The sequence below is a fragment of the Cryobacterium sp. MP_3.1 genome (assembly GCF_035984795.1).
In the GTDB taxonomy this organism is placed as follows: domain Bacteria; phylum Actinomycetota; class Actinomycetes; order Actinomycetales; family Microbacteriaceae; genus Cryobacterium; species Cryobacterium zongtaii.
The window spans coordinates 60,428-72,831 of sequence record NZ_JAXCHV010000001.1; the positions used below are offsets into that span (position 1 = coordinate 60,428).

10 protein-coding genes are annotated in these 12,404 nt (G+C 67.7%); 6 read left to right on the plus strand and 4 right to left on the minus strand.

Going from position 1 to position 12,404, the window contains the following annotated elements; genetic code table 11:
* Nucleotides 1–59: 59 nt before the first annotated feature.
* Nucleotides 60–1,571 (plus strand): hypothetical protein, encoded by a 1,512-nt coding sequence (locus RCH12_RS00300; protein WP_327015722.1) that lies wholly within the window; start codon nt 60–62, stop codon nt 1,569–1,571.
* A gap of 22 nt (nt 1,572–1,593) precedes the next feature.
* Here the strand turns inward: RCH12_RS00300 and sucB are convergent, their stop codons facing one another.
* The 3 genes from sucB to RCH12_RS00315 form a co-directional block, all read right to left on the minus strand.
* On the minus strand, nt 1,594–3,024 hold the full coding sequence (gene sucB, locus RCH12_RS00305; protein ID WP_327015723.1) for a 2-oxoglutarate dehydrogenase, E2 component, dihydrolipoamide succinyltransferase: 1,431 nt from the start codon (nt 3,022–3,024) through the stop codon (nt 1,594–1,596).
* A 67-nt stretch (nt 3,025–3,091) separates the two neighbouring features.
* Entirely contained in the window at nt 3,092–4,465 is a 1,374-nt protein-coding gene (gene lpdA, locus RCH12_RS00310) for a dihydrolipoyl dehydrogenase (RefSeq protein ID WP_103459770.1), read from the minus strand.
* 107 nt (nt 4,466–4,572) lie between these two features.
* A complete protein-coding gene (locus tag RCH12_RS00315; RefSeq protein WP_327015724.1) occupies nt 4,573–6,060 on the minus strand; it encodes a leucyl aminopeptidase in 1,488 nt (495 codons plus the stop codon).
* Nucleotides 6,061–6,155: 95 nt separating this feature from the next.
* On the opposite strand from RCH12_RS00315, the gene RCH12_RS00320 reads away from it, so the two are divergent.
* From RCH12_RS00320 to RCH12_RS00340, 5 genes are all read left to right on the plus strand, one after another.
* On the plus strand, nt 6,156–7,079 hold the full coding sequence (locus RCH12_RS00320) for a proteasome assembly chaperone family protein (RefSeq protein WP_103431800.1): 924 nt from the start codon (nt 6,156–6,158) through the stop codon (nt 7,077–7,079).
* Nucleotides 7,080–7,145: 66 nt separating this feature from the next.
* Nucleotides 7,146–8,480, plus strand: coding sequence for an MFS transporter (locus RCH12_RS00325; protein WP_327015725.1), 1,335 nt, complete (start codon nt 7,146–7,148; stop codon nt 8,478–8,480).
* 253 nt (nt 8,481–8,733) lie between these two features.
* A complete protein-coding gene (locus RCH12_RS00330) occupies nt 8,734–10,074 on the plus strand; it encodes an RNA polymerase sigma factor (protein WP_327015726.1) in 1,341 nt (446 codons plus the stop codon).
* A gap of 4 nt (nt 10,075–10,078) precedes the next feature.
* Nucleotides 10,079–11,353 carry a MurT ligase domain-containing protein gene (locus tag RCH12_RS00335; RefSeq protein ID WP_327015727.1) on the plus strand — a complete coding sequence of 425 codons (1,275 nt, stop codon included), beginning with the start codon at nt 10,079–10,081 and terminating at the stop codon, nt 11,351–11,353.
* Nucleotides 11,350–12,087, plus strand: a complete 738-nt coding sequence (locus tag RCH12_RS00340; protein ID WP_327015728.1) for a type 1 glutamine amidotransferase — start codon at nt 11,350–11,352, stop codon at nt 12,085–12,087. Before RCH12_RS00335 ends, RCH12_RS00340 begins: the two co-directional genes overlap by 4 nt.
* A gap of 51 nt (nt 12,088–12,138) precedes the next feature.
* Here the strand turns inward: RCH12_RS00340 and RCH12_RS00345 are convergent, their stop codons facing one another.
* Nucleotides 12,139–12,375, minus strand: a complete 237-nt coding sequence (locus RCH12_RS00345) for a DUF7455 domain-containing protein (RefSeq protein ID WP_066595309.1) — start codon at nt 12,373–12,375, stop codon at nt 12,139–12,141.
* Nucleotides 12,376–12,404: the final 29 nt, after the last annotated feature.

The window sequence follows — 12,404 nt, forward strand, 5'->3', positions numbered from 1 at the left end:
TTTCCGCCAGATTCCCGCCGAGGGGCGGGGGCCGTCGGTCCGAGCCGCACGGTGGGGTGATGGAGCACAGGCAGATTCCCGCCCGAGAGGAGACCCTGGCCGGGTTCCGGCTGATACGCCGGATCGGCACGGGGAGCCGTTCGATCATCTACCTCGGCCGGGCGCCCGGAGAACAAGGTGAGGCCCTGAATATGGCGCTGAAGGTGTTCGGGCCGGAGGCTGACAGGCCGGCGCTCGACCGGCAGGTGCGAGCCATGCTCACGGTGCCGCCGGCGATGCTCGCGCCGTTGCGGGACGTGGCGACGGCACTCGACGGCAGGCTGTGCCTCGTGCTGGACCGTCTGACCGGTTCGTCGTTGGACCGGCTGCTGGCCGAGCGGGGCACCCTCGGTGCCGGTGAGGTCGTCACCATTGCTGCGACGATCACGGCAGCACTGCAGGCGCTGCACGACGCCGGATTCAGCCACTCCATGATCGGACCTGCCTGCGTCAGGTTCGACGGCCGTGGGCGACCGGTGCTCCTCGGGCTGGGCGCGCTGGAGGATCTGCCCGCCGGGGGAGCCGGTGTCGCGCGGCGGCGGGACGACCTCGTGCGCCTGGCGGGCTGTGTGAGATCCCTCCTTGACCACCTGGACCCGCAGACTCCGGAGGCGGCGACGGCGGAGTCGGTCGTGGCCGAGTTCGAAGCCGCGGCCACGGCGCGACCCGTCCCAGCGGATTTGTCCGGCGTGGAAGCCGTTCTGTTCGACTGGGCTGCAGCGACAGCCGTCCGGGGTGCGGTACCGGGCACCGTGCCGGCAGATCCCGAGGGACCGGAGGACACCCACGCCCTGGCCGAACCGTCGAACCCACTGACCAGACCGGCCCGCCCGGCCGGGGCGCGTGAGCCGGCCATCCGAGCCCAGGGGCGGCCGGCGGGTGCAAAGCGTGGAAGCCCGGCACAACCGACAGGACCGTTGGAGCGGCAGGTGCGGCGAGGGCTGGCCGGATGCCGCTCAGGGCTCGAAGCCGTGAGCGCTCGGTCGCGGGTGGGCGCTCGGTGGCTGCAGGCGCTGCTGCGGAACCGGAATCGAGTACGGCCGGTCATCGTCGGTGTCTGCCTCTCGGTACTGCTCGCCGTCGGGGGCATTGCGGCGCTGTCCCCGGCCGAGTCCCCGGTGGTTGCCGAGGACGGCTCCGGGGACGGCGACGTCCTGTCGGCCCCCGCGACGCGGTCATCGTCACCGGGTGCCGCAGCGACTCTCGCCTCTGACGATCCGGCGGCGGCGACCCTGGTCCTGCTCGAGCTGCGCGAGGGGTGTTTGGCGGAGGCGTCGGTGCTGTGTCTGGAAAGCGTCGACCAGGCCGGTTCCGTGGCCATGGCCGCCGACTCGTATCGGGCACGTCAGATGGAACCGAGCGCCGACCGGACCGCTGCGGGCTTGACGGCCACCGTGCAGGAGCGCCGTGGCAACGCCGCGCTGATTGTTCTGACGCCGGCGGCCGGCGGTCGCGCACACACACAACCGGCCTCAGCCCTGGTGATCAAGGGCGAGGCCGGCTGGCGGTTACGCGAACTCTTCGACTACTGACCCGGCTGGCGGGTCTGTGACACTAGATTCCGAGGTTGGCCTCGAATGCGCCGGCTTCCAGACGCGCCTTCATGGTGGTGAGGAAGCGCGAGGCGTCCGCTCCATCGATGATGCGGTGGTCGTAGGACAGTGCCAGGAACACCGTCGAACGAATCGCGATGGAGTCCAGACCCTTGTCGGTCACGACGACGGGCTTCTTGTAGACAACGCCGGTGCCGAGAATGGCGCTCTGCGGCAGGAAGACCACCGGGGTATCGAACAAGGCGCCGCGCGAACCCGTGTTGGTGAGGGTGAACGTGCCACCGGACAGCTCGTCGGGCTTGAGCTTGTTGTCGCGGGTGCGGGCAGCCAGGTCGGCGATCTGGGCGGCGAAGCCGGCCAGATCGAGGTCACCGGCGTCGCGGATGACAGGAGTCAGCAGTCCGCGTTCGGTGTCCACGGCGATGCTCATGTTCTCCTGGCCCGGGTACACGATCGAGGTGCCGTCGACGGTCGCGTTGATGATCGGGTTCGCCTTCAGCGCCTCGGCCGCGGCCAGGGCGAAGAACGGCAGGAAGGACAGCTTGTTGCCGGTCTTCTCGTGGAAGGAGACCTTGACCTTGTCGCGAAGCATGGCGACACGGGTGACGTCAACCTCCACAACGGTGGTGAGCTGGGCCGTCTGCTGCATCGAGGCCACGGCGCGCTCGGCAACGACCTTGCGCAGGCGCGACATCGGCACGGTGGTTCCGCGCAGCGGAGACACCTCGACCTCGGCGGCGGCCGGCGTCGCGGGCGCAGCCGTGGCGGAGGCAGAGATGATGTCCTGCTTGCGGATGCGTCCGCCGACACCGGTACCGGTGATGGTGGACAGGTCGACGCCGGCCTCGTTCGCGAGCTTGCGGACGATGGGCGTGACGTAACCGCTGGTGCCGGCGTGGGCGCCGCGCGTCGGCTCGGCAGCGGGTGCTGCCGGTGCGGCGGCGGGTGCTGCTGCTACCGGTGCCGGGGCTGCGGGTGCTGCTGCCACGGGTGCAGGTGCTGCGGGTGCAGCGGGTGCAGCAGGTGCAGCAGGTGCAGGTGCGGCTGCGGCGGGCGGCGGCTCCACGGCGGCCGGGGCCGGCGGTGCCACGGCGGCAGGTGCTTCGGCCGGCGCCGGTGCCTCGGTCGAGGGAACTTCGGCGACGGGCGCCTCAGCGGCGGGCGCCTCAGCAACCGGAGCTTCGGCCGCAGCAGAGCCGTCGCCGATGGTCACCAGCGGGGTGCCGACCTCGACGGTCTCGTCCTCCTGGACAAGGATGGCTTCGATGATGCCGGCAACGGGGGATGGGATCTCCGTGTCGACCTTGTCGGTCGATACTTCGAGCAGCGGTTCGTCGACTTCGACGCGGTCTCCCACGTTCTTGAGCCAGCGGGTGACCGTACCCTCTGTGACACTCTCACCGAGTGCCGGGAGGTTGACGGATTCGCTCATGCGTTTGTCTCCTTTGAAACCATTAATGTCTGACCAATGTTAGTGAGAATCTGTGTGCCGAAACGGGCTACATCGCGTGCAAAGGCTTGCCGGCCAGGGCCAGGAAGGCTTCGCCGAGTGCTTCGTTCTGGGTGGGGTGCGCGTGCAGCAGCGGCGCGAGGTCCTCAGGGTAGGCCTCCCAGTTGACGATGAGCTGGCCTTCGCCGATCAGCTCGCCCACGCGGGCGCCGATCATGTGGATACCGATGATGGGGCCGTCAGCCTCGCGGACGACCTTGATCGACCCGGTGGTGCCCAGGATCGAGCTCTTGCCGTTGCCGCCGAGGCTGTACTCGTAGCTGGTGACCTTGTCGGCGCCGAACTTGGCGACGGCCTTGGCCTCGGTGTAACCGACCGATGCGATCTCGGGGTCGCAGTAGGTGACCTTGGGGATGTTCAGGTCGTCGACGACGATCGGGGACAGGCCCGCGATCTCTTCGGCGACGAAGATGCCCTGCTGGAAACCGCGGTGCGCGAGCTGCAGGCCGGGGACGATGTCGCCGACGGCGTAGACGCCGGGGATGTTGGTGGCGAGGCGTTCGTCGGTGATGACGAAGCCGCGGTCCATGGTGATGCCGGCCTCTTCGAAGCCGAGACCAGCGGTCGACGGGCCGCGACCGACGGCGACGAGCAGCAGCTCGGCCTCGATCGTGGTGCCGTTCTCCAGCGTGACGACGACGCCGGAGTCATCCTGCGTGACCGACTGGAACCGCACGCCGAGAGAGAATTCGATGCCGCGCTTGCGGAACGCCCGCTCGAGCTGCTTCGACACCGACTCCTCTTCGTTGGGAGCGAGGTGCGGAAGGGCCTCGATGATCGTGACGTCGGCGCCGAAGGACTTCCAGACGCTGGCGAACTCGACGCCGATCACGCCGCCGCCGAGCACAGCGACCTTCTTGGGCACGTAGTTGAGCTCGAGGGCCTGCTCGCTGGTGATGACGCGACCTTCGATGGCCAGGCCGGGCAGCGACCGGGAGTACGAGCCGGTGGCCAGCACAACGTTCTTACCGACGATGGTGTCCTCGCCGACCTGAACTGTCGTGGGGGAGATGAGCTTGCCCTCGCCGGCGATGACGGTGATGCCGCGGGCCTTGATCAGTCCCTGCAGGCCACGGAACTTGCTGGCGACGATGCCCTCGCGGAACTTGGTCACCGCGTCGATGTCGATGCCCTCGAAGGAGGTGTTCACCCCGTACTTGGCCGACTCGCGGCTCACGTCGGCAACCTCGGCCGAGTGCAGCAGTGCCTTGGTCGGGATACAACCGACGTGCAGGCAGGTGCCACCGAGCTTGTCCTTCTCAATCAGGCCGACGGTCAGGCCCAGCTGAACGGCACGCAAGGCGGCCGCGTAGCCGCCGCTGCCGCCACCGAGAACTACAAGGTCAAAATTCTGTTCAGACACCCAGATACTCCCTCGTGCATCACATACACTTTCACGGCCCGCCCGACGCACGTGTTGTGCGTGGGTAGGCGTTGAACGGCAAGGATTTTCCTGCCTATAAGACCTTACTACTTGCGCGAAAACTCCTCGGCCAGTCGCAACAGGGTCCGCACCGTCACACCGGTCGGGCCGGGGGCGGTGAAGCCGAGCCCGCCGCCGACAAGCTGGGCGCTACCGGCGATGTCCAGGTGAGCCCAGGGAATGGTGGTTGCCTCGGCGCCCTCGCCTGAGCTGCCGATGAACTCGTTCAGGAAGACCGCGGCCAGGAGCATCCCGCCGCCGGTGTTGCCGATCTTGGCGTTCGCGATGTCTGCGACGTCGGAGTTGAGCAGGGCGCGCAGTTCTTCGGGCATCGGCATCGGCCAGGCCAATTCACCCTCGGCCTTGCTCGCGGCGAGAACCTGGGCCACGAGGCCGTCGTTGCCCAGCACCGCGGAGTAGCGGGTGCCCAGGGCCACGATGGCGGCGCCGGTCAGGGTCGCGACGTCGATGATCGCGTCGGGGTTCTCCTCACCCGCGGCGACGAGTCCGTCCGCGAGGACGAGCCGGCCTTCAGCATCGGTGTTGAGCACTTCGACGGTGCGGCCGCCGCGCATGGTCAGCACGTCGTTGGGGCGGATCGCGGATCCGGACGGCATGTTCTCGGCGATACACAGCCAGGCCGTGAGCCGCACGGGCAGGCGCAGGCGGGCCGCGGCCAGCGTCACGGCCAGTACGGTGGCGGCGCCGGTCATGTCGTACTTCATGCCCACCATGGATGCCGGCGGCTTCAAGGACAGTCCGCCGGTGTCGAAGGTGATCCCCTTGCCCACCAGCGCGAGGTGCTGGGTTGCCTCGATCGGGTCGTAACTGACCTTGACCAGTCGCGGAGGCCGGGTCGACCCCTGGCCCACTCCGGCAATACCGCCGAAGCCGTCGGCGACGAGCTGGTCTTCGTCCCACACCGTCAACGTCACGGGGAGGCCTTCAGCGGCCAAGGCGGCGAGGTCTGCGAGCGATTCGGGATAGAGGTCGAGCGGCGGCATGTTCACGAGGTCCTTCACCAGGCTCACGGCATCGGCCACGATCCCGGCACGGTCGGAAGCGTCCTCATCGGCCTCATCCGTGTGCACGGTGATGTCAGTGGCCGGAAGCTTGGTGGCGGCCAAAGACGCCTTGCGGTAGGTCGTGAAGGAGTACCCGCCGAGCGCTGCACCCTCCAGAACGGCTGCGGCCTGGTCAGCGTCGGCCAGTGGGAGGGCGAACGCCACCGTGTCAACGCCGGTGAGCTGGCGCACTGCAGAGCCGGCCGCGTATCGCAGCGACTCCGGTGTGACGACGGAGCCGAGCCCTATCACGGCGATGGTCTTCGCGGCCCCGACGACGGGCGCAAGACGAACCAACTGATCCTTCGTTCCGGACACGGCGACGGCGGCGAATTGCGCGGCGATCTCCTCGAAGCCCGGGTCGGCGAACAGGGTAGGCCCGTCCTTTCCCTGCACGGCACCGATGACGATCACGTCGGCTGTGGATTCGATGGAGGGCTGTGCGGACACGGAAACGCGGGAAACGGTCATGCCTCGATGCTACGGGGCGGACTGTTCGCTCTGGGCACCACGGCGTGAGGAGCGATTCACCGACAGCGGGCGAATCGTCCGCTTAGAGTTAATGGATGCGCGATCCTGATGAAATCTATACGCTCACTTCGGACGCCGCAGGCGTTCCAGAAGGGTTGCATCTTGTCGCGGGCCTGACCGGATTCGCGGACGCCGGTGGCGCCGTCTCCCAGTTCACCGAATACCTGCTCGCGACCCTCGAGCACGAGGTCATCGCCGAGTTCGACGCGGACCTGCTGCTGGACTACCGGGCGCGGCGACCGATCATCTACTTCGATCAGGATCACCTGACCGACTACCAGCCGCCCCGGCTCCGGCTCTACCTGGCCCGGGATGAGATCGGTCAGCCGTTCCTGCTCCTGGCCGGCTTCGAACCGGACTTTCGGTGGGAGCAGTTCACGGCCGCGGTGCTCGATCTCGTGAGCCGCTTCACGGTGTCCTCTACCACGTGGGTGCACGCCATCCCGATGCCGGTCCCGCACACTCGACCCATCGGTGTGACGGTCAGCGGCAATCGCACCGACCTGATCGAGAGCATGTCGGTATGGCGTCCGCACACCCAGGTGCCGGCCAACGCGCTGCACCTGGTGGAATTCAGGTTGCAGGAAATCGGGGCCTGGACCATCGGATACGTCCTGCTCATCCCGCACTACCTTGCCGACACCGAATACCCGTCCGCCGCCCTCTCCGCCCTGGAGAGCACGAGCGCGTCCACCGGGCTGATCTTCCCCACCGATCGGCTGCGGGAAAAGAACCGTGAGTTCATCGGCCGGATCGATGAGCAGGTGGGGGAGAACCCCGAACTCGCCAAGCTCGTCGGCACCCTCGAAGAGCGCTACGACGCCTACATGGAGGGCAACACTCTGCGGTCGCCGTTGACGGACGAGGACGGCGCGTTGCCGTCCGCGGATGAAATCGCGGCGGAGTTGGAGAAATTCCTCGCGACCCGGCGTGGGCGGGATGACGGCCAGCAGCCCTGACCCGACGCCCATCCGGCGGGCGGCGATGGTCGGGGAGGACCGCCTCGCCCGGCTAGATTGAGGCGAGTGAACTCTCGTCGATCCTGGTTGATCTTTTCCTTCGGATCGTTCGTCTACCTGTCCGCCGTCATGCAGCGCACCTCGCTCGGCATCGCGGGAGTGTCGGCAACCGAACGATTCGGCGGCTCGGCCGCCGTCCTGTCCAGCCTGGCCGTTGTGCAGCTGATTGTTTACGCGGCCGCGCAGATCCCGGTCGGCGTGCTGATCGACAGGTTCGGTCCTCGCGTTCTCATGCTCGCCGGGACCGTCCTGATGGTGGCGGGGCAGCTGACGCTTGCTTTCGCACCGTCCATCACTCTCGCGGTGGCGGGGCGGATGCTGGTGGGAGCCGGCGACGCCGCAATCTTCATCTCGGTGATCAGGCTGATCACCTCCTGGTTCTCCGGGCGTATCGTGCCCCAATTGTCGCAATGGTTCGGCAACATCGGCCAGCTGGGCCAGGTGCTCTCCGCAGTGCCGCTGGCCTGGGTCCTGCACGAGTTCGGGTGGACGCCGGCGTTCCTGGGCGCCACCCTGGTCGCGTTCGTTGCCTTCGTGGTGGTCGTCGTGGGCGTCCGCGACCGGCCGGCCGGGTCGCCGGACCAACCGCGTCCGCAGAGCTGGGGGAGCGCCCTGACCCAATTGCGGCACAGCCTCGCCCGACCGGGAACGCAACTCGGCTTCTGGTCCCATTTCGTCACCCAGTCTTCCGGGACGGTCTTCACCCTCCTGTGGGGCTTCCCGTTCATGGTCTACGGTCTCGGCTACGAATCGAGCATGGCCGCCGCGATGCTCACCATCCCGGTCGCTGCCGGGATGATCTGCGGACCGATCCTCGGCGTGCTGACGGCCCGGCATCCGTTGCGTCGCAGCAATATAGTGCTGGGCATCGTGACCGTCATGGCCGCGACCTGGGCCGTCGTCCTGCTGTGGCCGGTGGCGCCACCGTTCTGGCTCATCGTCCTCCTGTTGATCGTGCTGGGCGGAGGCGGCCCCGGCTCGCTGATCGGCTTCGACTTCGCGCGCACGTTCAATCCGCAACGCAGCCTCGGCTCGGCCAACGGGGTCGTCAACGTCGGCGGGTTCCTGGCCAGTTTCGTGATGATGTTCCTGATCGGGGTGCTGTTGGACCTGCAGGACGGGTGGCGGCAGGCCCAGGGTGGCGGCAGTGATCTCTACTCGCTGGAGTCGTTCCGTGTCGCGTTCACCGTGCAGTTCCTGATCGTCGGCTTCGGTGTGGTCATGCTCGTGAGGACCCGGAAGCGCACCAGGCGACTGCTGTCCCGCGATGAGGGAATAGAAGTGGCGCCGCTCTGGGTTGAACTCTCTAGAAGGATGAGGCGACGCGGGCGCGGAGAGTAAGAGCGCGTGGCTCGGTTTATACACAATCCGTGCAATAATTGTCAATAGGACCCGTTCTGGTTCCTGGACGCGCCGATCGTTTGTCGGCTGCAATCCCAGGGACTTGACATGGGTCCTAGTACTGCCCAAAAACGTACGGCCCACAAACGTACTGCCCATAACCCCGCTCTCAGATGAACCCGGCCCGCGCCGAGTACCGCAACGAGCGAGGCCGCGCCGCACGCGCACGAATCACGGCATGAGAGGTGTTCGAATGGCAACCCCAACGAAGACAGAGCCCGAATTGAAGACCACCGAGACCCAGCCGGCCGACGACGCAACCGTCACCGCGGCCAAGACGCCCGCACAGAAGGCCGCTGCGACGCGCGCAGCCACGGCCGCCGCCAAGGCCGCCGCCGCCGCGGCCGGTACCGACGCCCCGGAGAAGGCCGCACCACGCAAACGCGCCGCGAGCACGAAGACCAAGGCGCCCGCGGGCAAGAAGAAGGCCGGCGATGCCGAAGCCGGCGACGACGAGGCCGTCGCTCCCGGTGACGAGCACGACACCGATGACGACGACACCACCGACGGCGCCGCGAAGCGCGTCGCCCCTGCCGAGCCGCTGCCCAGCGGTGCGCTCGTGCTGTCCCTCGTCGACGACGAAGATGAGGTCCCGGTCTACTCGAGCGCCATCACCGGCGCGACCGCGGACCCGGTCAAGGACTACCTGAAGCAGATCGGCAAGGTCGCGCTGCTCAACGCTGCCGAAGAAGTCGAACTGGCCATGCGCATCGAGGCGGGCCTGTTCGCCGAAGACAAGCTCTCCCAGATGACCGACGCCGAGAAGAAGAGCGCGCTCGGACGTGAATTGCAGTGGGTCGCCAAGGACGGCGCCCGTGCGAAGAGTCACCTGCTCGGCGCCAACCTGCGTCTGGTCGTCTCCCTGGCCAAGCGATACACCGGTCGTGGAATGCAGTTCCTGGACCTGATCCAGGAGGGCAACCTGGGCCTCATCCGTGCGGTCGAGAAGTTCGACTACACGAAGGGCTTCAAGTTCTCCACCTATGCGACCTGGTGGATCCGCCAGGCCATCACCCGCGCCATGGCCGACCAGGCCCGCACCATCCGTATCCCGGTGCACATGGTCGAGGTCATCAACAAGCTCGCCCGTGTGCAGCGCCAGATGCTGCAGGACCTCGGTCGCGAACCCACGCCGGAAGAACTGAGCCGCGAGCTCGACATGACCCCGGAAAAGGTCGTCGAGGTGCAGAAGTACGGCCGCGAGCCGATCTCCCTGCACACCCCGCTCGGCGAGGACGGCGACAGTGAGTTCGGCGACCTGATCGAGGACACCGAAGCGGTGGTTCCCGCCGACGCCGTGGGCTTCACGATGCTGCAGAAGCAGCTGGAAAGCCTGCTCGACTCCCTCTCCGAACGCGAAGCCGGCGTCATCCGGATGCGCTTCGGTCTGGGCGACGGCATGCCGAAGACCCTCGACCAGATCGGCGACACCTTCGGTGTCACGCGAGAGCGGATCCGTCAGATCGAGTCCAAGACCATGGCCAAGCTGCGCCACCCGTCCCGGTCGCAGTCGCTGCGCGACTACCTCGAGTAAAGAGTTGGCTGTACGGTACGCGCCGGCGATCCTGCTCGGCAGGGTCGCGCGCACCCTCGCGCGCTGGCGCAAGCCCGGTGGCGGCTCTGCCGTCCCCGGCCTGGTCGTCAACACCATTGCGCCCGGGTTCCTGCCGCGCACCCTGAACGGTTTTCCGGGCGGGCTCGTCATCGTGACGGGCTCGGCGGGGAAGTCCACGACCACCAAGATGCTGGTGGCCGCGCTGCGCGCCCACGGCCTCTCTGTCTTCACCAACCAGTCGACGGCGAACATCAGCCAGGGGCTCACTTCGGCGCTGTTGGAACGGGTCAGCCTGACCGGCCGCATTGCGGGCGACATCGCGGTCCTCGAAATGGACGAGGGCCATGGCGCCCTGATCTCGGGCTCCCTGAATCCCCGCGTCGTCGTGCTGACCAATGTGATGGTCGATCAGATCGACCGCTTCCACGACTCCGACATGGTCGCCGCGATGCTGGCCAAGATCGCCGCACGGGCCACCGGTTCCGTCGTACTGAACGCCGACGACCTCCACCTGTCCCGGCTGGGCGATGGTATCGCCCCCGGCGTCGCCGTGGCCCGCTACGGCGTGGCTGACGAGGTGCTTGCGGCGAACCCGCGGGGTTTGGGCTATACCCTCACCTCACCGACCCGGCTCGACGCCGCCGACGGCATGGTCCTGACCGCTGTCTCCGGGCTCGACGCGACGGTCCTGGTCGACGGACGGGTGCACACACTGCGGTTGCCGGCCAGAGGCACCCACTACGCGGTGGACGCGGTCACGGCCCTTGCCGCCGCCCGGTCGGCCCTGCTCGACAGGTTCGATGCCGCTGTTGCGGTCGCCGCGATTTCCAGCATCCCCCCGGTGTTCGGCCGCGGCGAGATCGTATCGGTGCGCGGCACCACCGTGGAATTCGTGCTGGTGCAGAACCCCGCCAGCCTGCAGCTCAACGTGGACAGCCTGGACCCCGACACCGAACAGATCCTCGTCGCCGTCGGCTCCGACGTGCGCGACCCGTCCTACCTCTGGCCGGCCGACACCTCCGCCCTCGGCCACGTGCTCACCGCCTCGGGGTCGAAGGCCTACGACATCGGCCTGCAATTGGCCTATGACGGCGTGCTCGTCGACCGCATCGAAGCCGACCTCGGCCGGGCCCTCGACGACTTCCTGGCGCTGCCGGAACCCGCCCACGGTGTCAAGACGATCATCTTCTCGGCCGACTCGATGCGGCGCACCCGGGCGCACCTCGGCCTGGAAACCAACGAAGCGGACCCGTCATGACAGTTGACCACCCGGCCGATCTCACCATCGTCACCCTGCTGCCGCGGCTTCTGGACACCAACGGCGACGCCGCGAACGCTCGGGTTCTCGCGCAGCGCGCCCGTTGGGCCGGACTGTCGGCCCGGATAGTGCCCGTGCACGCCGTCGTCGATATTCCCGAGACCGTCGACCTCGTGGTCATCGGATCGGGTACCGACACCGACCTCGTCGCCGCTCGCGACGCACTGAGTACCCTGGCAGAGCCCCTGCGTGCCTGGCTGACCGGGGGAGTGCCCGTGCTGGCCGTCGGTACCGGCTGGGAGCTGCTCAGCGCCGGGCTCAACCTGGCGGACGGCTCGTCGGTCGACGGTCTCGGCCTGGTGCCGGGGCGCGCAGGTGCCCTGCCGACGCGCGTCAGCGACGACCTCGTCGTCGACGCCGACGGGCTGCGCCTGCTCGGCTTCGAAAATCATCTGCGCGGGTACTCCGGCGCCGCGGCCCCGCTGGGTACGGTGGCCTACGGCACCGGCAACGGCGACGGCACGGAGGGCGCCGTCGACGGCAGCTTCATCGGTACTCACCTGCACGGCCCGGTCCTGGCCCGCAATCCGCAGCTCGCCGACCGGATGCTCGGAACTGCTGCCGCTGCCAGAGGCCTCACCCTGGCCCCGAACGCTCAGACCGAATCGGTCGACGGCATAGCAAAAGCCGCACGCAACCAGGTTGCAGTGCGGCTCAGCCTCACCTCGGAGTAACTCCGGTCAAGCGCCGTCGGCGCCGCAGTTACCTGCGGCGCCGACCGGTGATCAGGACTTCTGGTCCTCGAAGAGTCGGCTCGACTCGTCGTGCCAGCTTTCGGCGATGGCGGCGAGCTTCTCCTGGTGCTTGCGTCCGTGGTGGGCGCAGAAGAGCAACTCGCTGTTATTCACGACTACACGAATGTAGGCCTGAGCGCCACAAGCGTCGCAGCGGTCGGCCGCGGTGAGCTGGTGGGGGGCGCCCTGTTGGTCGACGGCACCATTTTCGGTGGCGATCTGGGACATATTCTCCTCCTCCAGACTGATACCAGGTG